24 protein-coding genes and 1 tRNA gene are annotated in these 24060 nt (G+C 71.3%); 16 read left to right on the top strand and 9 right to left on the bottom strand.

The genetic code is table 11. The features are described from left to right. The first annotated feature begins 31 nt into the window (after window positions 1-31). The gene (locus EXE59_RS20645; protein ID WP_168218620.1) at window positions 32-475 is read left to right on the top strand and encodes a VTT domain-containing protein; all 444 of its coding nucleotides are present in this window, start codon (window positions 32-34) and stop codon (window positions 473-475) included. 54 nt (window positions 476-529) lie between these two features. Beyond that, complete coding sequence (locus tag EXE59_RS20640) at window positions 530-1162, top strand: hemerythrin domain-containing protein (protein WP_135840577.1); 633 nt, start codon at window positions 530-532, stop codon at window positions 1160-1162. On the opposite strand, the gene EXE59_RS20635 is transcribed toward EXE59_RS20640, so the two are convergent. Beyond that, a complete protein-coding gene (locus EXE59_RS20635; protein ID WP_135840576.1) occupies window positions 1159-1662 on the bottom strand; it encodes a polyketide cyclase in 504 nt (167 codons plus the stop codon). The genes EXE59_RS20640 and EXE59_RS20635 overlap by 4 nt on opposite strands. A gap of 113 nt (window positions 1663-1775) precedes the next feature. Here EXE59_RS20635 and EXE59_RS20630 point away from each other — a divergent pair, with 113 nt between their 5' ends. Continuing rightward, window positions 1776-3485 carry an alkaline phosphatase family protein gene (locus EXE59_RS20630; protein ID WP_135840575.1) on the top strand — a complete coding sequence of 570 codons (1710 nt, stop codon included), beginning with the start codon at window positions 1776-1778 and terminating at the stop codon, window positions 3483-3485. A 560-nt stretch (window positions 3486-4045) separates the two neighbouring features. On the opposite strand, the gene EXE59_RS20625 is transcribed toward EXE59_RS20630, so the two are convergent. Next, window positions 4046-4561 carry a hypothetical protein gene (locus EXE59_RS20625; RefSeq protein WP_135840574.1) on the bottom strand — a complete coding sequence of 172 codons (516 nt, stop codon included), beginning with the start codon at window positions 4559-4561 and terminating at the stop codon, window positions 4046-4048. An 862-nt stretch (window positions 4562-5423) separates the two neighbouring features. On the opposite strand from EXE59_RS20625, the gene EXE59_RS20620 reads away from it, so the two are divergent. From EXE59_RS20620 to EXE59_RS20580, 9 genes are all read left to right on the top strand, one after another. After that, window positions 5424-6896, top strand: a complete 1473-nt coding sequence (locus tag EXE59_RS20620; RefSeq protein WP_168218619.1) for an HNH endonuclease signature motif containing protein — start codon at window positions 5424-5426, stop codon at window positions 6894-6896. Between the two features lie 457 nt (window positions 6897-7353). Next, the gene (gene priA, locus EXE59_RS20615; RefSeq protein WP_135840572.1) at window positions 7354-8106 is read left to right on the top strand and encodes a bifunctional 1-(5-phosphoribosyl)-5-((5-phosphoribosylamino)methylideneamino)imidazole-4-carboxamide isomerase/phosphoribosylanthranilate isomerase PriA; all 753 of its coding nucleotides are present in this window, start codon (window positions 7354-7356) and stop codon (window positions 8104-8106) included. A 2-nt stretch (window positions 8107-8108) separates the two neighbouring features. Continuing rightward, entirely contained in the window at window positions 8109-8555 is a 447-nt protein-coding gene (locus tag EXE59_RS20610; RefSeq protein WP_135840571.1) for an NUDIX hydrolase, read from the top strand. Continuing rightward, entirely contained in the window at window positions 8552-9325 is a 774-nt protein-coding gene (gene hisF, locus EXE59_RS20605) for an imidazole glycerol phosphate synthase subunit HisF (protein ID WP_135840570.1), read from the top strand. The genes EXE59_RS20610 and hisF overlap by 4 nt, the downstream gene beginning before the upstream one ends. A gap of 26 nt (window positions 9326-9351) precedes the next feature. Continuing rightward, window positions 9352-10269, top strand: a complete 918-nt coding sequence (locus tag EXE59_RS20600) for an ABC transporter substrate-binding protein (RefSeq protein WP_135840569.1) — start codon at window positions 9352-9354, stop codon at window positions 10267-10269. Beyond that, entirely contained in the window at window positions 10269-11138 is an 870-nt protein-coding gene (locus tag EXE59_RS20595) for an amino acid ABC transporter permease (protein WP_135840568.1), read from the top strand. Before EXE59_RS20600 ends, EXE59_RS20595 begins: the two co-directional genes overlap by 1 nt. After that, window positions 11135-11884, top strand: coding sequence for an amino acid ABC transporter ATP-binding protein (locus EXE59_RS20590; protein WP_135840567.1), 750 nt, complete (start codon window positions 11135-11137; stop codon window positions 11882-11884). The genes EXE59_RS20595 and EXE59_RS20590 overlap by 4 nt, the downstream gene beginning before the upstream one ends. A 138-nt stretch (window positions 11885-12022) precedes the next feature. Next, the gene (locus EXE59_RS20585) at window positions 12023-13852 is read left to right on the top strand and encodes an ABC transporter ATP-binding protein (protein WP_246056946.1); all 1830 of its coding nucleotides are present in this window, start codon (window positions 12023-12025) and stop codon (window positions 13850-13852) included. Beyond that, window positions 13849-15657: an ABC transporter ATP-binding protein gene (locus EXE59_RS20580; protein ID WP_246056944.1), complete on the top strand. Its 1809-nt coding sequence runs from the start codon at window positions 13849-13851 to the stop codon at window positions 15655-15657. The genes EXE59_RS20585 and EXE59_RS20580 overlap by 4 nt, the downstream gene beginning before the upstream one ends. Before the next feature lie 17 nt (window positions 15658-15674). Here the strand turns inward: EXE59_RS20580 and EXE59_RS23960 are convergent, their stop codons facing one another. Then, window positions 15675-16109, bottom strand: coding sequence for an SsgA family sporulation/cell division regulator (locus EXE59_RS23960; RefSeq protein ID WP_168218618.1), 435 nt, complete (start codon window positions 16107-16109; stop codon window positions 15675-15677). A gap of 223 nt (window positions 16110-16332) precedes the next feature. On the opposite strand from EXE59_RS23960, the gene EXE59_RS20570 reads away from it, so the two are divergent. Next, on the top strand, window positions 16333-16836 hold the full coding sequence (locus tag EXE59_RS20570; protein ID WP_135840565.1) for a PGPGW domain-containing protein: 504 nt from the start codon (window positions 16333-16335) through the stop codon (window positions 16834-16836). A 48-nt stretch (window positions 16837-16884) separates the two neighbouring features. Then, window positions 16885-16956, top strand: a tRNA-Val gene (locus EXE59_RS20565). Window positions 16957-17101: 145 nt separating this feature from the next. Here the strand turns inward: EXE59_RS20565 and EXE59_RS20560 are convergent. Then, window positions 17102-17560, bottom strand: coding sequence for a MaoC family dehydratase (locus EXE59_RS20560; protein WP_135840564.1), 459 nt, complete (start codon window positions 17558-17560; stop codon window positions 17102-17104). Window positions 17561-17642: 82 nt separating this feature from the next. On the opposite strand from EXE59_RS20560, the gene EXE59_RS20555 reads away from it, so the two are divergent. Beyond that, complete coding sequence (locus tag EXE59_RS20555) at window positions 17643-18410, top strand: SDR family NAD(P)-dependent oxidoreductase (RefSeq protein ID WP_135840563.1); 768 nt, start codon at window positions 17643-17645, stop codon at window positions 18408-18410. Between the two features lie 38 nt (window positions 18411-18448). Here the strand turns inward: EXE59_RS20555 and EXE59_RS20550 are convergent, their stop codons facing one another. The 4 genes from EXE59_RS20550 to EXE59_RS20535 are packed head-to-tail and all read right to left on the bottom strand — an operon-like array spanning window position 18449 to window position 21441. Further along, the gene (locus EXE59_RS20550) at window positions 18449-19654 is read right to left on the bottom strand and encodes an acyl-CoA dehydrogenase family protein (protein WP_135840562.1); all 1206 of its coding nucleotides are present in this window, start codon (window positions 19652-19654) and stop codon (window positions 18449-18451) included. Window positions 19655-19688: 34 nt separating this feature from the next. Further along, window positions 19689-20702 carry a phosphotransferase family protein gene (locus EXE59_RS20545; RefSeq protein WP_135840561.1) on the bottom strand — a complete coding sequence of 338 codons (1014 nt, stop codon included), beginning with the start codon at window positions 20700-20702 and terminating at the stop codon, window positions 19689-19691. Then, on the bottom strand, window positions 20699-21064 hold the full coding sequence (locus EXE59_RS20540) for a hypothetical protein (protein WP_135840560.1): 366 nt from the start codon (window positions 21062-21064) through the stop codon (window positions 20699-20701). Before EXE59_RS20540 ends, EXE59_RS20545 begins: the two co-directional genes overlap by 4 nt. Beyond that, entirely contained in the window at window positions 21061-21441 is a 381-nt protein-coding gene (locus tag EXE59_RS20535; RefSeq protein WP_135840559.1) for a nuclear transport factor 2 family protein, read from the bottom strand. Before EXE59_RS20535 ends, EXE59_RS20540 begins: the two co-directional genes overlap by 4 nt. Window positions 21442-21548: 107 nt before the next feature. Between EXE59_RS20535 and EXE59_RS20530 the strand changes: the two genes are divergently transcribed. Then, window positions 21549-22664 carry an acyl-CoA dehydrogenase family protein gene (locus EXE59_RS20530; protein ID WP_135840558.1) on the top strand — a complete coding sequence of 372 codons (1116 nt, stop codon included), beginning with the start codon at window positions 21549-21551 and terminating at the stop codon, window positions 22662-22664. Between the two features lie 3 nt (window positions 22665-22667). On the opposite strand, the gene EXE59_RS20525 is transcribed toward EXE59_RS20530, so the two are convergent. Continuing rightward, the gene (locus tag EXE59_RS20525) at window positions 22668-23987 is read right to left on the bottom strand and encodes an FAD-binding protein (protein ID WP_246056943.1); all 1320 of its coding nucleotides are present in this window, start codon (window positions 23985-23987) and stop codon (window positions 22668-22670) included. Window positions 23988-24060 lie beyond the last annotated feature (73 nt).

Here is a 24060-nt window from a genome sequence, read left to right as displayed (position 1 = left end):
GCCGGGTCGTCCGGGCTGGGAGGATGGGCGCGTGCCCGACTGGCCGGTCCTGCCGCTCTACGCCTTCCTCGTCGTCGTCGCGTTCTGCCGGGCCGGCGCCACGTACGCCGTCGGACGGGTGGCACGCGGCGCGGCCGGACGGCGCTGGCGCCTCGACGCGGCATGGCTGCGGCGGGGCGAGGACGTCGTACGCCGCTTCGGAGCGCCCGCGGTCACGCTGTGCTTCATGACCGTGGGCGTCCAGACCGCGGTCAACCTGGCGGCGGGGACGCTGCGGATGCCGTTGCGCCACTACCTGCCCGCGCTGCTGCTCGGCGCGCTGCTGTGGGCCGGGGTCTACCTGACGGTGGGCATCGCGGTCGTCGAGACCTTCTGGGGGAGCAGGCGGCCGTGGCTGCTGCTCGCCGTGCTCGGCGCGGCAGGACTCACGGCGGTCGCCGTACGGCACCTGCTGCGGCGTCGGGTCACCGGCTGAGGTCCACCGAAATGGGGTCGTCACAGCCCCGCAGCGGAAGCTAGCGTCCCGGGCATGAGCGATCGGATGAGCATGAACCAGGTCATCCACGCCGCGGTGCGTCGCGACGTGGCCCGCACCGAGCAGGCGCTCCGTGGCCTGCCGGCCGGCGACGTCGTACGCGCCCGGCAGGTCCGCACCGCCTGGCGCAACCTGGTCCGCGAGCTGACCCACCACCACGAGGCCGAGGACAGCATCGCGTGGCCGTTCCTGGCCTCGCGCGGCTTCGACACCGCACTCCTCGAGGAGATGGAGGCCGAGCACGTCGCGATGAAGCACGCCCTGGCCTCGTCGTCGGCCGCCATCGACGCGGTCGTCGCAGCACCCACTGTGGCCTCGGCCACGGCAGCCGCCGACGAGGTCGCCCGTGCGAGCGAGGTGATCAACGGCCACCTCGCCCACGAGGAGGCCGACGTTGAGGGCGTCATGGGCGAGCTCGAGGACGACCCCGAGTGGAAGACGGCCGCCGGCCGCATGCGCCCGGCCAGCATCGTCGACGCCGCCAACGCGCTGGCGTGGATGCAGGACGGCGCGGGGGAGCGGGAACGGTCGTCGCTGCGGGCCACGATCCCCGGTCCGGTGGTGACGATCCTGACGCTCCTGCTGGCGCGCCGCTACCGCCGCGAGGTCGCGCCGGTCTGGCGCTAGCGACTCGCCGCGTCGGCCTCGGCCAGCCCCTTGAGGGTCAGCAGCTGCTTGCGCGCCATCACGAGGTCGCCGACGGAGAGCGCCGGCGCGAGCCACCGGTTCGTCCGGGCGACCACCTTGAGCACCAGCCGTGCGCCGCGCGGGTGGGGCAGCACGGCGTACGACATCCAGGCGCCCAGGATCTGGGCGGTCAGCTCCCGCCCGGGGTCGACCGCCACCACCCGGCCCTGGTCGCGGCCGAACGCACGGGTGAACGGGTCACCGACCTGCGGCTCCGGCACGTCGAGGAGCCGACGTGGCGACCGGGCGCCGAGGTTGTCGACCAGGTCGTAGGAGTAGGGCGCCACGCGCACCTGCCGCAGCCGCGCCCACACGACCTCCGGTGGGGCGTGGACCGTCACCCCACGCCACGCCTCCTGCGTCGGGACGAGGACCAGGTCGTCGCACCCGTAGCGGCGCTGCACCTCGGCGTCGCTCACACCCCACTGGTCCCCGATCACGAGGCCACGCTAGCCGGGCGACCTACCCATCACTGGGGATTGCCGCGACCGCGGGCCGGGTCTACGTTCGGCTCACGTCCGCGGCAGCGCCGCCGCGCGTGGAGGGAGTCGTGATGCCCCGGACCCGTGCCCAGCTGCTCGCCGTCGTCACCGCCGCCGCGGTCGCGCTCACCGTCGCCGGGACCCAGTCCGGCGCCCAGGCCGGTGACCGCGACCGGCGCGGCCCAGGGGTCGCCGAGCGGCCGACGAAGGTCGTGATCATCGTCGTGGACGCGCTCAGCAAGGAGATCGTCGACACCTACGACATGCGCAACGTAGAGGCGCTGATGAAGGACGGCGTCGACACGCCGAACGGCTACCTCGGCCACACCGGATCGGTCACCGTCGTCACCCACAACGTCGTCACGACGGGCGCCCTGCCCAAGAACATGGGCTGGACCACCGAGGGCTACCGCGACGTCGACGGGCTCCTCGGAGCCCCCGGGGGCCTCTACATCACGAGCAACTTCGGGCGCGCCCAGATGGCTCCGCTGCAGCAGGCGGCCGGCTACCCCCACCTCTCCGACTACCTCGACGACACCGGCACCGTGTTCACCGTCAGCCCCAAGGGGTACGCCGCCTGGGGGCTCAGCGGTCCCGGCTCGGCGAACACCTCGACGATCACCTTCGGGAGCGGGCCGACCTGCCCCAACCCCGACGGGACCACGACGCGCTACCGCCAGCCGACCGGCTTCAACGTGCCGGCGTACTTCTCCGCCGCCTGCGGCTCCCGGTGGCTGGCCCGCCGCGACACCATCTACGACACCGGACAGTTCCCGGCGCAGCTCTACCCCGCGACCGACCACCGCTACGTCGTGGGCAACGACCCGGCCCAGGCGGGCGGTGACGTGTGGGCCACCGACGCGGTGCTGGAGATCATGGACCAGGAGGGCGACGACTGGAGCGGCATCTTCGTGAGCCTCCCGGGTGTCGACAAGGCCGCCCACATGTGGGGTGGCGTCAACGACCCGGAGGGCGCGACGCCGGGGTACGACCCGATGACGCACATGGAGTACGCCGCCGCGACCGCCGACGCGCAGGTCGGCCGGATCGTGCAGGCGCTCGAGGAGAGCGGCCAGCTCGACGACACGCTCGTCGTCCTCACCGCCGACCACGGCTCCGTCGCGGCCGCCGAGGGCCACTTCCACGGCGACTTCGAGCCCGAGAACGACTACGGCTACTACAACTGGTACTACGGCTCGCCGGCCAACGACGTGCCCTACCTGCGCCCGCAGGAGGCCCTGCTCCCGCTCATCGAGGGCACCGACGACGGGACCGGCGACAGCAACGTGGGCCTCTCCTACAGCGACTCCTCGCTCAACGTGTGGCTCGACGACCAGTCGTCCGCAGCGGTCGCCGACGCGGCGGCCATCATGGCGGACCTGCCCGACGTGACCGCGGTGTGGCAGCGGCGGGGCGACCGCTACCAGCGGGTGACCCCGGTCCGGTGGGACCGGATGCACGGCGCGGAGAAGCGGTGGTTCGCCACGAAGGCCCAGGAGCTCGTCGACACCCAGGCCGCCGACTACGGGCCCGACCTGATCGCCACCCTGCCTGACGACACGACGTACTCCGTCCTCGGCGACCACGGAGGCATCCAGCGCGCGTCGCAGCAGGTCCCGATCGTGTTCGCCGGCGCCGGCACCTCTCACCACGACCTGCGTGCCGAGGTGCGGTCGGTCGACATCATGCCGACGATCCTGCGGGCGATGGGCATCGCGCCGACGGTCCCGATGGACGGCACCGCCCACGAGCTGCCGGTGCGGAGGGGCGGGCGACCCTAGCCTCGCGGGGATCTCGAGGAGCAGCTCCCGGCCTACCGCGTCGCGGCCTGCGAGCATCACAGCGCCACGGGTGCGCTCGTCGACGTCCTCGACCGCCTGTCCCGGACGCGCCGATGCCGCGCACCGACGACCACCTGGGGTTGTCCTACTTCCCGGTCGCGCTCACACACCCACCGGTGGGAACGAGCACCCGAGACGCGAGCGTCCAGAGATGGGCACTGAGTGCAGCCTCGAGGTCGTCCACGCCGTGGTTCAGATCGTCACGAGAGTCGATGTCGTCATGGCGTTCGCCGCTGTCGTCTGGGGTGCCCCAGTCCATCTCGCCCTCCCCGAAACCCACACGGTCACCTGCCCCAGGACCGCGTTCGCGCCGAGGATCAGCCAGGACGCTGGCTTGTCCGTCCGGCGACCGTCGACAACTTCCCACCCGAGGCCAGCGTCCGCCCAACGGGCGCTGCGCTCCGCGGCGATGTCGCGCAGCACGGGGGATCCATCCGAACATCCTTGCAGGGGTAACGCACTCATCTGCGCGACTCGTGACGTGGGCGCTGCTTGGCGGGTTACGGATGGTGGAGCCTGCCGCTGGTCTGACCCCCCGCTGGTTGGTCCTGACCGGTCCGATAGGCGTCGTCCTCCCACACCGCATCTCTGCGCGAGCCCGTTGCCTCATAGCGCATGGTGGCCGCGCGCACTTCAGCCTCGATCCAGCGGGGCTCACCCAGGCATCTGCGAGGTATGGACATGGTCAACGTGTTGATGTCGTAGTCGATGGCGACAGTTGCATCAGTGCAGCGCGACGGCGGGTCACCTTCGTAGTAGATGTCGATGCTGCTGTCGCCGAGATAAGTCAACGCGGTCGCCTGAGTCGGGAGGCGGGACCCGGTGCTGTCCGTCGTCACATAGGCACTCAGGTCCAGGTATTGGCGGGGGCGTAGGTCATTGAAGGCGACCTCGATGGCTACCACGTCAGCGCCGTGGTCAACGGTCGTAGTGATGATGTCGGTGATCGTATTTCCAGGAGCGGCAGTAACGGTCTCTCGGTCTTTGCCCAGCCCGCCCACCACCACATCACCCACTGCGTCGGGGACCGAGCTCCTCGTGACGGCCTCCCTCGGAGAGGCTCCCGAGCAGCCCGCAAGAGCGGTGACTAGGACGAGCAGCGTCGAACCGTGGCTCAAGTGAACACACCGACGGCGTGGCTTGCGTCGGGTCTGCGAGGGGTGGGGCATTACGGCTGCTCCGAGTCGGTCGAGGCGAAGGTCGTTCAGCCTATTGCTCCAACTGATGCACCGAGTGTCACCTGCTGTCGAACATCCGGATCTAATGGCTTCTGCCGCATTCCGCGCTTTGCGTCGGCGGCCGGTGGGGCGGCGAGTGCCCACGCGCCTCGCCGTGGCCGCCCTCGCGTCAGGTGGCGAAGCGTGGTGGCGATGCAGGCGACCTGGAGCTAGCGAGTCGCCGAGGTGGTGGTGTTCTCGAACGACGTCGCCAAGCGGCCGAGGCGGTCGAGCGACCTCGACGTCGTGGTCGCGACCGAGGGTGCGTAACGCGCCGGCCGTAACTCCACGGTCCACCGGGACCAACTCGAGCCGCTCGGTCACGCCCCGCCGGTCCAGATGCGCCAGCATCAGTCGCTCGCCCGGTTCTCATGGGTTGAGGCGGGCACGACCAGCGTGGCCGTCTGGCAGACCGTTCACGTCGACGGCGACGAGCGCTTTGGCGTAACTTGGTGCGACCGCAGGGCCCACCGCGGCGCAGGTCGACGGCACCCCCCGTCCGCCGCCGCGTGCTGCGAGGCCCGCCATGGACCGATTGCCCCCGAGGCCCGGTGACGAGGGCAAGGTACGCGCTCAGCCCGGCCTCCGTGCTCCCTCCACAGGGCGGGCATCGAGTGCGCGGTGCGATCCGTTGTCGTACCCCATCTCTAGGATCGAACGCATGAGCGAAGAGCTGCTGGCGCCCGGAGCAGGTGAGGTCGAGGACCTCTCTGCTGCCGAGCTGCTCGCGCTCGCTCGAAGCCGGAAGTCCGCCGAGGACCGGGCCGCAGCAGACCTCCTCGATGTCGCGGCCCGGTGGGCCGACCTGCACCCGCCCGAGTCGATCCACGCCGCCGCGTCGTTCACCGTCCCGGGGTCGCAGCACGAGGAGCCCATCGCGGGTGAGGGTGCCCCGCTGGTGGCGGAGTTCTGTTGCGCCGAGCTCGGCACCGTCCTCGGGATCACGTCGACGGCGGCGAAGAAGCTCATCGGCCACGCCCTCGAGCTCCGTCACCGCCTTACCCGCCTGTGGGCACAGGTGCAAGCCGGGCAGGTGCCGGCGTGGCGGGCACGCGCGGTCGCGGACACCACCATCCACTCCACCCCGCCCCTCACGCCCGAGGCGGCCGGGTTCGTCGACGCCCAGGTCGCCGCCGTCGCCGGACGCATCGGCACCGCGCAGCTCGACCGGCTCGTCGCGGAGACGATCAAGCGCTACGACCTCGCGACCACCGACCCCACGCAGGACCCGGAGGACGGCTACCTGCACGTCGACCCGCGCCACGTCACCGTCGACACCGACGACGTGCACTACGCCGGCACCATGCGGATCGAGGCCGAGGTCGACATCGCCGACGCCCTCGACCTCGACCGCGCCGTCACCCACCACGCCGCCACCCAGGCCGCCCTCGGGTCCCTGCTGCCGCTCGACGCCCGACGCGCCAAGGCCCTCGGGGACCTCGCCCGGACCCAGACTGCGCTCGAGCTCGCGTTCGCGGACGGTGGTGTCCAGTGGAGTGGTTTCGAGGCTCGCTCCGCTCGCACCTCAACCACCGATGAGAGTGAGCCGAACCTGCCCGCTGCGCGTCAGGTCGTCATCCACGCCCACCTCGACGCGTCCTTCTCCGGCGACACCACGGTGTTCGGTCCCACCGGGCGGATGGAGAACGGCCGGCGTTTGGTCCTGCTCGACCAGATCCGGTCGTGGTGCGCCGACTCCCGCACCGAGGTCACCATCAAGCCCGTCATCGACCTCAACAGCGAGCTCACCGCGCAGGGCTACAAGGTCCCCGCCGACATCCGCGAACAGGTCCAGCTGCGGGATCGCATGTGTGTCTTCCCGTTCTGCTCGCGCCCCGCACGCCGCTGCGACGTCGACCACATAATCCCGTGGGACGACGATGCCGAGGCCGAGGGCAGACCGCAACCCGGTCCCACCACCACGAGCAACCTCGCCTGCCTGTGCCGGTTCCACCACAGGCTCAAGACCCACTCCGCCTGGCGCTACGCCATGACCGCGCCCGGGGCGTACGAGTGGACCTCCCCCCACGGCCACCGCTATCGCCGCGACCACACCGGCACCACCGACCTCGACCCACCAGAACCACCGGATGTGGCAGCCCCACCCGGCGTCCCACGACCCCGCCGACGATGACCACGCCCCACACCCCGCCGACGACACCCGGCGGGGTCAGAGGCACGTCCCGACTGCGTCGGCCCGGTCAGGAGGGTGGTGTCGACGCGTACGACGGTGGGCAACCCCAGCGGCACGCGAGCCGCCGACGGCAGGCGGTGGAGCGACTTGAGGATCTCGTGTGGTGACCGGCTCCTGTCGTGATGCCCGGATGGCGGCGTCGCGCGGTGAACCTCGCCGCCGCCACCTCCGTCGGGCAGTCGCAGGACGTCGGACCGCTCGCTCGTGTCCGGCAGTCGAGGCTCTCGAGCAGTGCCTCCAGGATCGTGTCCTCGCCGATGCGCTCCGTCGTCGCGCGCACGGGTCCACCGACCGACCACGGCAGCCGCCGCTGGCAGGTCCGCCCGCAGTGGTGGCCCCCGTCTCGCCGGTGCGACGCCCTGGAGGGCGCCGGGGCCGCCACTCCTAGGATCGACCCATGCCCAGCACTCCCGAGCAGCCCTATCTCGAGCTCCTGCCCGCCGTCGACATCAAGGGCGGCCAGGCCGTCCAGCTGGTGCAGGGCGTGGACGGGTCCGAGAAGCGGTTCGGCGACCCCGTCGAGGCCGCGCTGCGCTGGCAGGACGCCGGTGCCGAGTGGATCCACCTCGTCGACCTCGACGCCGCCTTCGGGCACGGCCACAACCGCGAGCTCCAGGCGAGGATCGTCGGCACCCTCGACATCCAGGTCGAGATGAGCGGCGGCATCCGCGACGACGAGTCCCTCGAGGCCGCCATGGCCACCGGCTGCCGACGGGTCAACATCGGCACCGCCGCGCTCGAGCAGCCCGAGTGGTGCGCGAGGGCGATAGCGACGTACGGCGACCGGGTGGCGGTCGGCCTCGACGTGCGCGGCACCACCCTCGCTGCCCGCGGCTGGACCCGCGAGGGAGGCGACCTGTACGAGACCCTCGCCCGCCTCGACTCCGAGGGCTGCGCGCGCTACGTCGTCACCGACGTCAACAAGGACGGCATGCTCCAGGGCCCCAACCTCCAGCTCCTCCGCGACGTCTGCGCGGCGACCGACAAGCCGGTGGTCGCCAGCGGTGGCGTGACCACCCTCGACGACATCCGCGCGCTGATGACCCTCGTCGACGAGGGGGTCGAGGGTGCGATCGCCGGCACCGCGCTCTACGAGGGCCGCTTCACCCTCGAGGACGCCCTCGCGATGACCCTGCCGAGGAGCAGCTGAGCATGGAGTTCACCGAGTACCACACCCGGCTGGGGGCCTACGTCCTCCTGGTCGACGAGCAGGAGCGCGCACTGCTCGCCTGGTGGAACGGCGAGGGGATCGCCGAACCCGCCTGGACGCTGCCCGGGGGTGGGATCGAGTTCGAGGAGTCGGTCCGCGACGGGCTGGTGCGCGAGGTCTACGAGGAGACCGGCTACCACGTCGAGCCGGGTGCGCTCCTCGCCGAGCACCACTTCACCGCGCGGGGTCGGACCTTCGACGGCTGGTACCGCTCGCAGCGGTTCGTCTTCGAGGCGTCGATCACCGGCGGCGAGCTCGGCACGACCGAGGTCGACGGCTCGACCGACCACGCCGCCTGGGTCCCGCTCGCCGAGCTCGAGGGCGAGCCGCGTGTGGAGATCGTCGACGTCGCGCTCGCGGCCCGACGCCAGCGGATGGCGGAGCGATGAGCCTCGCGATCCGCGTCATCCCCTGCCTCGACGTCGACGGCGGCCGGGTGGTCAAGGGCGTCAACTTCACCGAGCTCCGCGACGCCGGTGACCCGGTCGAGCTCGCGCGGCTCTACGACGCCGAGGGTGCCGACGAGCTGACCTTCCTCGACATCTCCGCCTCGCACGAGGGCCGCGCCACCACGATGGAGGTGGTGAGCCGGTGCGCCGAGGAGGTCTTCATCCCGCTCACGGTCGGCGGCGGGGTGAGCAGCGTCGAGGACGTCGACCGGCTGCTGCGCGCCGGCGCCGACAAGGTGGCGGTCAACACCGCGGCCATCCACCGCCCCGAGCTCGTCGCCGAGATCGCCGGTCGCTTCGGCAACCAGGTGCTCGTGCTGAGCGTCGACGCGCGGCGCACGCGGTCCGACGAGCAGCGCACCGACAGCGGGTTCGAGGTCACCACGCACGGCGGCCGCAAGAGCGCCGGGCTGGACGCGATCGAGTGGGCCGTACGCGCCGCCGAGCTCGGCGCCGGCGAGATCCTGCTCAACGCGATGGACGCCGACGGCACCACCGACGGCTTCGACCTCGAGCTGATCCGGGCGGTGCGCCGCGAGGTGGGCATCCCGGTCATCGCGAGCGGGGGAGCGGGAGCGGTCGAGCACTTCCCGCCCGCCGTGGAAGCAGGGGCCGACGCCGTGCTGGCAGCCACCGTCTTCCACTTCGGCACCCTCAGCATCGGCGACGTCAAGGCCGGTCTGTCCGCGGCGGGTCACCCCGTCCGCTGAGGTGGGCGGAGTCGTACGATTCCTCCATGCTGAAGACCTCCCGGCGCTACGCGTTGCGCCAGCTCGCCGTCGCCGCCCTCGCGGCCGCCACGCTCGCGCTCACCGCCTGCGCCCCGACCGACGAGGCCGACAGCGCCGACGACACCTCCAGCGACACCGAGGGCGACACCTCCTCGGAGACGCCCGCCGCCGACGAGTGCACGCCCGACACGATGGAGACGGTCGCCGACGGCACGCTCACCATCGCGACCGACGACCCGGCCTACGAGCCGTGGTTCGTCGACAACGACCCGACCAACGGCAAGGGCTACGAGTCCGCCGTCGCCTACGCGATCGCCGAGCAGCTCGGCTACACCGCCGAGCAGGTCACCTGGGTCAAGGTGCCGTTCAACAAGGTCGTCCAGCCCGGCCCCAAGGACTTCGACTTCGACATCAACCAGGTCTCCATCACCGAGGCCCGGCGCAAGGCGGTCGACTTCTCCTCCGGCTACTACGACGTCGTGCAGACCGTGATCACCAACTCCGGCAGCTCGATCGACGGCGCGACCAGCGTCGCCGACCTCGCCGACGCCAAGCTCGGCGCCCAGGTCGGCACCACCAGCTACACCGCGATCACCGACCAGATCCAGCCCTCGCGGGAGCCGGCCGTCTTCGACACCAACGACCAGGCGGTCCAGGCCCTCAAGAACGGCCAGATCGACGGCATCGTCGTCGACCTCCCGACGGCCTACTTCATGACCGCCGTCCAGCTCGACGACGGCGTGATCGTCGGCCAGCTGCCGCTCCCGGAGGGCGAGACCGAGCAGTTCGGCGCCGTCCTGGGCAAGGACAGCCCGCTCACCGACTGCGTCACCGGCGCTGTCGACACGCTCCGCGAGGACGGCGTGCTCGACCAGATCGGCCAGGAGTGGCTGGCCCAGCAGGGCGCGCCCGAGCTGTCCTGATGACCCACCAGGTCGCCCCAGAGGCGGACTGGCAGCCCTCCGACGTCCAGCGTGAGCGTGACGAGTGGCGACGCCGCCGTACGGTGCGCAGCGCGGCGATCGCCGCCGTCAGCACCCTGCTCCTGCTGGGCACCCTCACCGGCGCGGTGGTCAGCTCGCCGGGCTGGGAGCGCGTGCGCGAGACCTACTTCGACTGGGACAAGGCCGTCTCGTCGTTCCCGGCGGTCGTCGACGGGCTCTGGCTCAACATCCGGGTGATGGTGGTCTGCTGGCTGCTGATCCTGGTGCTCAGCCTGACCGTGGCGATCGTGCGTACGCTCCGCGGACCCGTCGCCTTCCCGCTGCGGATGCTCGGCACGGCCTACGTCGACGTCTTCCGCGGCCTGCCGCTGCTGCTGGTGATCTTCCTGCTCGGCTTCGGCGGTCCGGCGCTGAGCCTCCAGGGACTGCCGACGTCGCCGCTGTTCTGGGGCGGTGCCGCGCTGGTGCTGTCCTACTCCGCCTACGTCGCGGAGGTGTTCCGCGCGGGCATCGAGTCCGTGCACCCGAGCCAGCGACTGGCCGGACGCTCGCTGGGGCTCTCCTACGGCCAGACGCTGCGCCACGTCGTGCTGCCGCAGGCCTGGCGCCGCGTGATCCCGCCCCTGATGAACGACCTCGTCTCGCTCCAGAAGGACTCCGGCCTGATCGCGGTGCTCGGGGTGAGCGACGCGATCCGCAAGGCCCAGATCGAGACGGCCCTCGACTTCAACTACACGCCGTACGTCGTGGCCGGGGTGCTGTTCTGCTGCCTGACCATCCCGATGGCGCGGCTCACCGACCGCTACGCCCGCAAGAAGGGCTACCACGGGGCGGGAGGCCACCTGTGAGCCCCACCCCACGCACCGAGCTGCTGCGCCTCGAGGGCGTGCGCAAGTCCTTCGGCGACAACGTCGTGCTGCGTGACGTGGACCTCGCCGTCGAACCCGGCCAGTGCGTCGTGCTCATCGGCGCATCGGGCTCCGGCAAGTCGACGCTGCTGCGGTGCGTCAACCTGCTCGAGGTCGTCGACGACGGCATCATCACCTTCGACGGGCGTGACATCACCGACCCGCGGGTGGACGGCGACGAGGTCCGCGCGCGGATGGGGATGGTCTTCCAGGCCTACAACCTGTTCCCGCACCTCGACGTCATCGGCAACGTCACGCTCGCACTGCGACTGGTCCACGGCGTGGAGCCCGACGAGGCGCGTACGCGGGGGCTGGCGATGCTCGACCGCGTCGGACTGGCGGAGAAGGCCGGGGCCCGGCCCGACGACCTGTCCGGGGGCCAGCAGCAGCGGGTGGCCATTGCCCGCGCCCTCGTGGCCAACCCACGGCTGATGCTGCTCGACGAGGTGACCAGCGCGCTCGACCCCGAGCTGGTGGGAGAGGTGCTCGACCTGCTCGGCGAGCTCAAGGCCGAGGGCGTCACCATGCTGCTCAACACCCACGAGATGGGCTTCGCGCGCGACGTCGCGGACCAGGTGTGCTTCCTCCACGACGGCCGCATCCACGAGCAGGGCCCGCCCGCCCGGGTGATCGACGACCCGCAGGAGGAGCGCACCCGCGCGTTCCTGTCCCGGATCCGGGTGTGAGCACACCCCGGGAGGTATTCGATTCGTCCGCTGTCGGTCCCGAGGAATAGCCTGACCCGGCCGGTTGGTTGCGCTCGGCAACCGACGAGCGGGTCGACGGACGAGACGGACTGAGATGCGAGGGGGCGGGCCACACCGGTGAGCGAGGACGCGGAGCTGAGGGGCACCACCACACTCGACGGCTTCCGGGTCCTGTGGGTCGGCATCAAGCGCGAGCCCACGGTCTTCACGGTCGCGACCCTGGGGGCGGTCCTCTTCGGGGTGCTCACCGTCGCCGACGCGTGGGTGCTGGGGTGGTCCACCGAGCACGTCCTGATCCCGGCCTTCGACAACGGCGAGATCGGCACCGACATGCTGGTCTGGGTCTTCGCGCTCTTCATGGCCGTCGCCATCCTGCGCGCCGTCGGCATCGTGGCCCGGCGCCTCGGCGGCGGCATCATGTACTACCGGATGCAGTCCCACACGCGGCGCGCAGTCACCCGCCAGTACCTCTCCCTGCCGATGGAGTGGCACCAGCGCCACCCGACCGGCCAGCTGCTCTCCAACGCCTACTCCGACGTCGAGGCCGCGTGGTCGCCGATCATGCCGCTGCCGATGGCGCTCGGCACCGTCGTGATGATGGCCATCGCCGTCGTCCAGATGTTCATCGCCGACACCGTCCTGGCGCTGGTGGGGCTGCTGGTCTTCCCGGCCGTCGTCGTCGCCAACCTGCTCTACCAGCACTACTCCTCGCCCCTGATGACCCGCGCCCAGGGCCTGCGCGCCGAGGTCAGCGAGATCGCCCACGAGTCCTTCGACGGCGCGATGGTGGTCAAGACCCTCGGCCGCGAGGTCGAGGAGACCGAGCGCTTCGGCGCGAAGGCGCGCGAGCTGCGCGACGTCAACATCCGAGCGGGGCGCATCCGCGCCGTCTTCGACCCCGCCCTGGCCAGCCTCCCGGGACTGGGCGTCCTGGTCGTGCTCGCCGTCGGCGTCTCGCGCGTCACCAGCGGTGCGACCGACGCGGGCGACGTCGTCACCGTCGCCTACCTCCTCACCATCGTCTCCTTCCCGATCCGCGCCATCGGCTGGCTGCTCGGCGAGTTCCCGCGCTCGGTCGTCGGCTACCGCCGCGCGAAGGCCGTGCTCGACGCCCACGGGTCGATGCGGTGGGGAGAGGCCGAGCTGCCCCGCACCGACGCGGGCGCCCTGCTCGAGGTCGAGGACCTCCACTACTCCTACGACGCCGACACGCCCCTGCTGCGCGGCGTCGACTTCGACGTACGCCCCGGCCGCACCGTCGCGGTCGTCGGCGCGACCGCGTCGGGCAAGAGCACCCTGACCAACCTCCTGACGCGCCTGGTCGACCCCGACTCCGGCACGATCCGGGTCGACGGTCGCGACGTGACCCAGCTGCGCAAGGGCCAGCTCTCGCTGAACGTCTCGCTGGTGCCGCAGACCGCCTTCATGTTCGACGACACCGTGCGTGACAACGTCACGCTGGGCGCCGACGTCTCCGACGAGGACGTGTGGGCGGCGCTGCGCACGGCCCAGGCCGACGGCTTCGTCGCGGCGCTGCCCGACGGCCTCGACTCGCTGCTCGGCGAGCGCGGCACGTCGCTCTCCGGCGGCCAGCGCCAGCGGCTCTCCCTGGCCCGCGCGCTGGTCCGGAAGCCCCGGCTGCTGATCCTCGACGACGCCACGTCCGCCGTGGACCCCGAGGTCGAGGCCCGCATCCTGGCCTCGCTGCGCGACGACGTCGACGGGTCCGCCGCGTCGCTGGTGGTCGTGGCCTACCGCAAGGCCACGATCTCGCTGGCCGACGAGGTGGTGCACCTCGACGAGGGGCGGATCGTGGGGCGCGGCACCCACGCCGAGCTGCTGGCCACCAGCCCCGCCTACGCCCAGCTCGTCAACGCCTACGAGGTGGACGCCGAGGTCGGCGCCGACCTCGATGCCGACGTCAGTGCAGAGGGGACCGCACGATGAGCACCACCGCACCCATGTCCGGCACCAAGATGGACTCCGGCGAGGCGATCGGCGCCTGGGCGACCATCCGGCTCGGCATGAAGTACTCCCCGGAGCTCCGCGACGGCCTCGGCTGGACCCTGGCCCTGGCGGTCATCGCCTCGTGCGGGCAGATCGTGGTGCCGATCGCGGTCCAGCAGACCCTCGACAAGGGACTCAACGGGCCCGGCGGCCCGCGCTTCGACTACGTCGCGTGGATGGGGGTGCTGGCCGCCCTGGCCATCGTGGTCACCAGCGTCGCGTCCTACGCCATGACGAGCCGGCTCTTCACCACCTCCGAGCACGGCCTCGCCACGCTGCGCACCAAGGCCTTCCGCCACGTCCACGACCTGCCCCTGCTGACGCAGAACACCGAGCGTCGCGGGGCGCTGGTCTCGCGCGTGACCTCCGACGTCGACCAGGTGAGCCAGTTCCTGGTCTTCGGCGGCCTGATCTTCGTGGTCAGCATCGGGCAGATGCTGGTCGCGACCGTGCTGATGCTGGTCTACAGCTGGGAGCTCGCCGCGGTCGTCTGGCTCTGCTTCGCCCCGCTCTTCCTGTCGATCCGCTGGTTCCAGAAGAAGCTCTCGGCCGCCTACACCGTCGTGCGCCAGCAGGTCGGCGTGCTGCTCGGCGCCATCTCGGAGCCGGTGGTCGGCGCCGCCGTCGTCCGCACCTACGGCGTCGAGGAGCGCACGCAGGACCGCATCGACACCGCGATCACCCACTGGCAGGACGCCTACACCCACGCCCAGACCTACACGGTCACGTCGTTCTCGCTCGGCGGCCTCTCCGCCGGGCTCGCCAACGCCGGCGTCATCATCGTCGGCATCCTGCTGGGCTTCACCTCCGACATGACCCCGGGACGGGTCCTGGCCTTCGCGTTCCTCGTCACGCTCTTCGTCGGACCGGTCCAGATGGGCACCCAGATCCTCACCGACGCGCAGAACGCCATCGCGAGCTGGCGGCGGGTCCTCGGCATCCTCGAGACGCCTGCCGACCTGATCGACCCCGGCCCCGAGGGGGACGCCCTGCCGCGCGGCCCGATCGACGTGCGCTTCGACCGCGTCACCTTCGCCTACCCCGCCGGACCTCCCGTGCTGCGCGACATCGACCTCACCATCGATGCCGGCACCCGGGTGGCGATCGTCGGCGAGACCGGGTCGGGCAAGTCGACCTTCGCCAAGCTGCTCACGCGCCTGATGGACCCGACCGAGGGGTCGGTGCTGCTCGACGGCATCGACGTGCGCCGCATCGACGCCCGCTCGCTGCGGCGCAGCGTCGTGCTGGTGCCGCAGGAGGGGTTCCTCTTCGACGACACCATCGCGGCCAACGTGCGCTACGGCAAGCTCGACGCCACCGAGGACGAGATCCGCGCGTCGGCGGTCGAGCTCGGCATCGACGACTGGCTCGCGGGCCTGCCGCGAGGCCTGCACACCCCGGTCGGCCAGCGGGGCGAGTCGTTGTCCGCGGGGGAGCGGCAGCTCGTCGCGCTGCTGCGCGCGCACCTGGCCGATCCCGACCTCCTGGTGCTCGACGAGGCCACGAGCGCGGTCGACCCCGCGCTGGAGATGCAGATCGGCCGCGCGCTCGAGCGGCTCATGCAGTCACGCACGTCGGTGACCATCGCCCACCGGCTCTCGACGGCCGAGGGCGCCGACGAGGTGATCGTGGTCGACAAGGGGCGCATCGTGCAGCGCGGTCCGCACCACGAGCTGGTCATGCAGGCCGGCACCGTCTACGCAGGGCTGCACGCGAGCTGGGTGTCCCAGCACTCACGCGCCTGACGGCGCTGCGTGGTGCGTCAGGAGGCGAGGAGCCGGCTGATCAGCAGGTCCGCGTCGAAGGCGTCGGACTCGGTGCCGGGAGCGACCACCGCGGCGGTGCGGGCGATGAAGTCGCTGACGTCGCCGGCACGGGCCATCAGCACCAGGTGGCCGTCGGGGGAGGTGAGCTCGATGGCGACCATCGCACGTCCGCTCAGGCCGATCGCCGGAGAGACGTGCACGTCACCGTCGCCGGCAGGGGCCTCGGTGCCGCGGATCAACAGGTCCCGGCCGAAGGTCCACACCAGGTCGCCGTCGGAGGTCACGAACGTCATCGCGACCGCGAAGGGGTCGGAGCCGACATAGCTGAGCACGGTGTCGATCTCGTGGCGGATCCCGCGGTCGTCCATGCACTCGACGGTGATGTCCAACGCCACGTCGGACAGGGTGTGCCCGCTTCCGGACAGATTCATCGAGAGCTCCTTCTGGTCGCCCGGGGCGGTGGGTCCCCGGGTTGCGTTGCTCATGAGACGGCATGCGGGGCCGGGCGTGATGCAGAACGGCAAAAATTCACCGCAACCGGTCCAGACCGGATCTTGAGGCTGACTCTTGTTCAACTTGACGGTATGCCCGGGGTTACGGCTGTCGTGGGCTCGGCGGCGAGAAGTCGCTGGTGCGGCCCGATAGGTTCTAGCCATGACGGGGGCAGCCAAGCGCATCGGTCTCGAGATCCTGGGGTGGACCCTGCTGCTGCTCGGCATCGCCGCGATCTTCCTGCCCGGCCCAGGGCTCCTCGGGATCTTCGCCGGGCTCGCGCTGCTCTCCCAGCAGTACGACTGGGCGGAGAAGCGGGTCGAGCCCGTACGGCTGCGGGCGATGCTCGGCGCCGCCGAGGGCGTCGAGACCTGGCCGAGGATCATCGCCTCCTGCCTCGGCGCCGTGGTCCTGGGTGCGTGCGGGGTGCTCTGGATCATGAAACCCCCCGCCCCCGAGTGGTGGCCGGTCTCGGAGACGTGGTGGCTGCCCGGCGGCATCTGGACCGGGGTCACCCAGGTCGCGTCGGCGTTCATCGCAGTCGGCCTCATCATCTACAGCTACCGTCGCTTCCACGGTCACCCGGAGAAGGCAGAGGAGCTGCGCCGCGACATCAAGGGCGGCCGCTCCACCGGCGACCGGCCGGGCGTCGGCGCCGATTCCTGACCCGATTCAGGTTCGGGCCCGAGCATGGGATACGGTTCTGCCGAGCTCGGGCGATTGGCGCAGTGGTAGCGCGCTTCGTTCACACCGAAGAGGTCACTGGTTCGAACCCAGTATCGCCCACCGAGCAGAAGAACAGCCCCTGACCTGCGCAGACGCGAGGTCAGGGGCTGTTTCCGCAGGCAGGTGCCGCGCTGACCTGATCACCCCGATGCTTCCCGCAGGGGCGTGCTCGTCGGGACTGATCGTCCGCCCGAGTGATGACGGGTCAGGCCGGCAGGGCCAGCATGAGGGCCTCCACGACACACGCCGGACGGACACGGCCATCGATCTCGAGCGTGTACCTGACGCGCCCCAGCGCGCCGTCCCCGCTGTCGGTGACTTCCACCAGCTCGGCGTGCGCCCTGATGCGGTCCCCCGCGCGGACCGGGTTGAGGAAGCGCACGCGGTCGAGGCCGTAGTTCAAGACCTTGCCCGCGCCGGTGAACTCGAAGATCCCCGAGCTGAGCCGGGGGAGCAGCGACAGGGTCAGGTAGCCGTGGGCGATGGTGCTGCCCATGTCACTCCTCGCGGCGCGGTCCACGTCGACGTGGATCCACTGCCAGTCCTCCGTCACGTCGGCGAACGACTGGATGCGCTCCTGGTCGACCGCCATCCACGGCCCGGCGCCGAGGTGGGTGCCGCTCGCGGCGCGGAACTCGTCGAGGGTGCCGAACGACGTTGCCATACAATCTCCTAAAGTGAATTCAGGTCAGGATGCCTGACGGGTGCGGTCCACCGCAACCACCACGGATGGAGAGGAGCAGGACATGGGTCGTTTCGAGGGACGTGTCGTCGTTGTCACGGGGGGTGCCCGAGGGATCGGGTTCGCCACCGCGACGAGGTTCGCCGAGGAGGGCGCGGCGGTGGCGATCGTCGACCTGGACGAGGGCGCCGCTGCGGAGGCCGCCGCCCGGGTGTCGTCGGTCGCGGGCGTCGGGGCGGTCGGGGTCGGGGCCGACGTCTCGGACGCCGGAGCGGTGGCGGGTGCCGTCGACCGGATCGAGACGACGCTCGGTGGGGTGCACGTCCTCGTCAACAACGCGGGCATCACCCGCGACAACCTGCTGTTCAAGATGACCGAGACCGACTGGGACCTGGTGATGGACGTCCACCTCAAGGGCGCGTTCCTCATGACCAAGGCCGTCCAGGGACACTTCGTCGCCCAGCAGTACGGCAAGGTCGTCAACCTGTCGAGCATCTCCGCGCTCGGAAACCGCGGGCAGGCCAACTACTCCGCCGCCAAGATGGGGATCCAGGGACTGACGCGCACCCTCGCCATCGAGCTCGGCCCGTTCGGCATCAACGTCAACGCGGTGGCGCCCGGCTTCGTGGCCACCGAGATGACGGATGCGACCGCCGCCCGGCTGCGCCTCGACGTCGAGGAGTTCCGCCGGCTCAACGCCGAGGCCGTGCCCGTCAAGCGCGTCGGGGTCCCAGACGACATCGCGGCGGCCGTCACCTTCCTGGCCAGCGACGAGGCGTCGTACACCACCGGCCAGACGCTGTACGTCGACGGCGGGGCGAGCGTCGCCTAGCTCCTCACCATGAGGGCACCGCCCGACGTCGGCACGGGTCAGCCGACGTAGGGCGGTGTCCGCTTCATCTCCATGCGAGCGATGGTCCGCCGGTGGACTGCGTCCGGCCCGTCCACGATGCGCAGCACCCGGGCCCAGGCGTAGAAGTAGGCGAGCGGGGTGTCGTCGGAGACCCCGGCGCCGCCGAACACCTCGATGGCACGGTCGATCACCTGCGTGGCCATGGCCGGGGCGGACACCTTGATCGCGGCGATCTCGCTTCGCGCGCCCCTGGCGCCGTGCTGGTCGATCTTCCAGGCTGCGTCCAGCACATGGAGGCGGGCCTGGTCGATGTCGATGCGCGACTGGGCGATGAGGTCCTGCACGTTGGCGAAGTCCGCAAGGTGCTGGCCGAAGGCGACGCGGGACTTCGCCCGGTCGACCATCAGCGCCAGGGCGCGCTCGGCCATGCCGATGGCCCGCATCGCGTGGTGGATGCGGCCGGGCCCGAGGCGCGCCTGCGAGATGACGAACCCGTCACCCTCCTCGGCCAGGAGGTTGGTGACGGGCACGCGCACGTCCTCGAGCACGATCTCCGAGTGCCCGTGCTGGTCCTGGTAGCCGAAGATCGGCAGGTGCCGCTCGATGGTCATGCCCGGGGTGTCGCGCGGGACGAGCACCATCGACTGCTGGCGGTGGGTCTCGGCCTCGAGGTCGGTCTTGCCCATGACGATGAAGATCGAGCAGCGCTCGTCGGCGGCGCCGGTGATGAACCACTTGCGGCCGTTGATGACGTACTCGTCGCCGTCGCGCGTGATCGTCGTCGTGATGTTCGTGGCATCCGACGAGGCGACGGCCGGCTCGGTCATCGCGAAGGCGGACCGGATCTCGCCCGCGAGGAGCGGCTCGAGCCACTGCGCCCGCTGGGCGGGCGTGGCGAAGAGCTCCATCGTCTCCATGTTGCCGGTGTCGGGGGCCTGGCAGTTGATCGCCTCAGGGGCGATGACGGGCGACCAGCCGGAGATCTCCGCGACGGTCGCGTACTCCACGTTGCTGAGTCCCGAGACGCGCGGCAGGAAGAGGTTCCAGAGGCCCCGGCTGCGTGCCTCGCGCTTGAGCTCCTCCATGACGGGTGGGTGCTCGTGCGGGCCGTGCTCGCGGAGGTACGACGTCCACTCCCGCTCGGCAGGGAGGACGTGGGTGCGCATGAAGTCCCACATCTTCTCGCCGGTCTCGGCGGCGCGGGGGGAGAGGGAGAGGTCCATGGGGTGCTCCTGGTGGACGTGCGAGGGGCGGGGATCAGACGAGGGCGAGGCCGCGGCGGCCGAGACCGAGGATCTCGGCGTCGAGGTCGCCGAAGTCCTGCCCGCCCATCGCGCCGGCGCGGGAGCGGGCCGAGACGCCCTGGGCGATGACGGCGAACTTGAAGTGGGCGAACGCGAGGTACCAGTCCATCTCGGACACGTCCAGCCCGGACGCGGCGGCGTACCGCTCGAGCAGCTCGGCCCGACCGGGGAAGCCCGGCAGGTGCGAGACGCCGGGGATGAGACTGAGCCCCGGCTCGCCCTCCTCGCGCCAGAACAGCAGGAGGAGGGCCAGGTCTGTCAGGGGGTCGCCGAGGGTGGAGAGCTCCCAGTCGAGGACGGCAGTGATCCGGCCGGGCTCGTCAGGGTGCAGGACGACGTTGTCGAGGCGGTAGTCGCCGTGCACGATCGTGGAGCGCTGCTGGGCCGGGACGGTGGCCGCGAGGCGGCGGCCGAGCTCGTCGATCTCGGGCACGTCGCGGCTGCGTGAGGCCTCCCACTGGCCTGTCCACCGGCGCACCTGCCGGGCCATGAAGCCCTCCGGTCGCCCGTAGTCGGACAGGCCGACTGCCTCCGGGTCGACCGCGTGGAGCGCCGCGAGCGTGTCCGCGAAGGCCGCCCCGATCGCGTGCCGCTGCGCAGGGTCGTCCGCGTACCCCGCCGGCAGGGTGCCGCGCACCACGTGACCTGCCGCCTTCTCCATCACGTAGCAGGGCAGGCCGAGCAGGTCGCCGCCGTCGGCCAGCACCACGCGCGCGGTGGGCACGTCGGTCGGCGCGAGGGCGCGTTGCACGCGGGCCTCGCGGGCCATGTCGTGGGCGCTCGGCAGCAGCTCGCCGGTCGGAGGCCGGCGCAGGACCAGCTCCCCGGCCTCGCTGCGGAGCAGGAACGTCAGGTTGGACTTCCCGCCAGCGATCAGCTCCGGCCGGCCGTGGAGCCAGCGCTCGTCACCGGTGGCCTCGACGAGGGCGGGACCCAGCCGGTCCCAGGGCACCAGCTCGGCGTTCACGAGCTGAAGGAGACACGCGGGGTGCGGCAGATGAGGAGGCGTCGGACCAGGCGACCGTCCACGAGGGCGGCGGTGGCGTTGAACGAGGCCTCGAAGGTGCCGTCCCGCCGGGTCTCGCCGAGGGCGAGCTCGGTCCCGTCGACCTCGGCGCCCGACAGCAGGTGGTGGGTCAGGGTGCTCTTCTCGCGCTGCTCGAGGTAGCCGACCAGCCCGGCGCGGTCGCCGTGGAACTCCGCCGCACCGTCGGCCGTGGCGAACAGGATGGACAGCTCGAAGTCGACGGTGATCATGTCGAGCACGCGCTCGGGGGTGTCCGAGTCCATGATCTCGAACCAGTCGCGCAGCAGAGGCGTGGCACTCATGCAGGAGCTCCTTCGGTGGCGGGCAGCAGGGTGAGGTCCGGGTCGAAGCTGACCTGGTAGCGGGTGATGACGCCGTCGACGACGTGCGCCGCGGCCAGGAAGTGCCCGGTCGTGGTCGTCTCGTCCTCGAGCACGGAGCCGTAGACGAAGTCGAGGTCGCCGTCGGTCGAGCTGCGCAGCGGGACGTGTCGTCGTACGACGGGGCCGCGGCCCTCGAGGTAGGCGCGGATGCCGTCGCGGCTGTCTCCCCGTACGCCGCCGCCGGGAAGGAGGATCGCGAACGACGCCTTGGGGTGCAGCAGCTCCATGGCGGCGTCGAGGTCGCCGGAGTCGACCAGGGCGTAGTAGCGCTCGAGAGTGGTGACGGCGTCGGGCATGATTTGAACTTAGTTCAATCCGGCGAGCGGTGTCCAGCCTTGCGGACTGCGTGGGCTGCGCCTAGTCTGAACTGAACTCATGTCAAATTGTGTGGGAAGGAACGCTGATGTCCCAGCCGTGGCCAGAGTCCGACCCGGCCCTCCTGGCGCCGGTCGAGGAGCACGACGAGCTGCGCTCGATCGTGCGCCAGGTGCTGGCCAAGCACGCCGACCACGAGCAGGTGCGGACCTCTGCCGACTCCGCGCTCGGCTGGTCGGCCGACCTGTGGGGCCGGCTCAACGGCGAGCTCGAGATCGGCGGCCTCGCGGTGCCGGAGGCGCTCGGGGGAGCGGGCTTCGGGGTGCGCGAGATCGCGGTCGTGCTGGAGGAGGCGGGTGCCTCGCTGCTGCCCGAGCCGGTGCTTGCCTCGGCGGTGCTCGGGTGCCGGGCCCTCGCGGCAGCCGACGACGCCGCGGGCGTCGCGCACCTGCGCGCCACGGCCCTGTCCGGTGAGTCGGTGCTGACCGTCTCGCTTGCCGCCGGCCTGGATGCAGAGGTCGGCGAGGACTCCTGGCTGCTCACTGGCTCGGTCGCAGGTGTGCTGCAGGCGGAGTCGTCGGACCACGTGGTGGTGGTGGCCGGGACCGACGCCGGTCCGGGCCTGTTCCTCGTGGCGCGCGAGCACTGCTCGGTCACTCCTCGACGCGTCGTGGACCTGACCCGGCGCCAGGCTGACGTCGCGTTGGCCTCCGCCCCCGCAACGCAGCTGGTGGCCGCCCCGCGTGCGGAGGTCGTGATCGCCGACCTCCGCCGTCTGACGCTGGTGGCTCTCGCGGCCGAGCACGCCGGGATCGCGGCGCGCCTGCTCGACCTGACGTGTGAGTACGTCGTGCAGCGCCAGCAGTTCGGCCGGGCCATCGGTTCCTTCCAGGCTGTCAAGCACCGGCTGGCAGACGTGCTCGTCGACCGCGAGCGCGCCCTCTCCGCGGCCCGCTATGCGGCCGCCCTGCTCGATTCCGACGCTGACCCCCACGAGGCGGACCTGGCCGCCTCGGTCGCTGCCGCTGTCTGTCAGGACGCCGCCCTCCGCGCGGCCCACGAGACCATCCAGCTGCACGGCGGCATCGGCTTCACGTGGGAGCACCGGGCCCACTACTACCTCCGTCGGGTGCTGGGCGACGAGGGAGTCTTCGGGAGCTCGCGCGAGCACCGCGCGGCGATCGCCGACCTGGTCGGGGTCTGATGCTCAGCTGCTGGCGGCGGTGTCGGCAGCAGCGAGGCCGAAGACGAGCGCCGAGGCGAGCCCTCCGGCGTACGCCCTGTGGTAGAGGCCACCGGTGTCCGCCCCGGCCGACAGCAGGCCGGGGACCGGTTGCCCGTCGGTGCCCAGCACGCGAGCCCGGTCGTCGATCAGCACCCCGTGGAAGGGGAAGGTGATCGCCGGTTCGCACTCCACGACGTACCACGGACCCTCGTCCTGTGGCCGGGTGTCGTGCGTGCGGCCGGGTGCCGGCGAGCCCGCCGCGGCCTCGGCGTTGAAGGCCTCGACCGCGGCACGGACCGCGGCGCCGTCGTAGCCCCACTCCTCGGGCAGGTACTGCAGCTCCTCCAGCGACTCGGCGAGTCCGGTCCGGCCGCCTCGCCGGGTCGCCACGGCGAACTTGTCGACCGCCACCGCCCCTTCGACGTACGAGCCCACGACCCACTCCCGGTGGGTCCGGGCGTCGCACACGAGCAGGCCGCGTGACTCCGGCTGTGCGAGCAGGGCCATGGTCGTGAGGTGGTCGCCGAGGGTCTCGTCGACGAAGCGCTCGTTGCGCAGGTTGAGCAGGAGGGCGTGCTCGCTGTAGTAGAGCGAGAGGTCGACGAAGTCGGCAGGATCGGCGAAGGGGATGCCGGTGGGCACGAGGTGGCCGTAGAAGCCGGCGTCGTCGGTGCCGGTGGCTGCTCCTGCTGCGGTGGCGAGGCGGTAGCCCGCGCCCGTGCTGTGGGGGTTCGAGCGCAGCTGCATCCGGCCGGCAGCAGGGTGCACCTTCTCGGCGAGCAGGTCGGGGTCGCCCTGGAAGCCGCCGGTGGCCAGCATGGTCCACGCGGCGTGCACCTCCTCCGTCGACCCGTCCGGAGCCTCGAGCTCGACGCCGGTGACGCGGCCCTCCGAGACGAGGAGCCGGCGTGTGCGGGTGCGCGTACGGACCTCGCCGCTGCCCTCCACGACGAGGCGGCGGCAGGTGTCGACGTACTGGTTGGTGTCGAACTGGTGGCCGAGGCCGAACCCCAGGATCGCGACGGGGTCGCGGACCTCGACCCCGGTAGTCCGGATCCAGTCGATCCCGTCGGCGAAGCGGTCGACCAGCGCGTACCGCAGCGAGGCGTCGCCGTCGGGGACGACGGCGTCGATGACCTCGCGGCTCGGCGCGGTCCAGGCGTAGCCGGCAAGGCGGGCGGATCCGCCGACGTCGTCGGCCGACTCCACCACGAGCACACGGCTGCCTGCGCGGGTGGCGCGAGCGGCTGCGGTGAGGCCGGCCATGCCGGCGCCGACCACGATCAGGTCCGGGTCGTTCACTGGGTCTCCCGTCGTTGTGTGACTGCGGCTACACTACCAAACCAAACTCACTTCAGGAACGCAGAAGGAGGTG

The organism is Nocardioides eburneiflavus (assembly GCF_004785795.1).
Taxonomy (GTDB): domain Bacteria; phylum Actinomycetota; class Actinomycetes; order Propionibacteriales; family Nocardioidaceae; genus Nocardioides; species Nocardioides eburneiflavus.
This window is presented reverse-complemented; position numbering and strand designations above follow the sequence as displayed.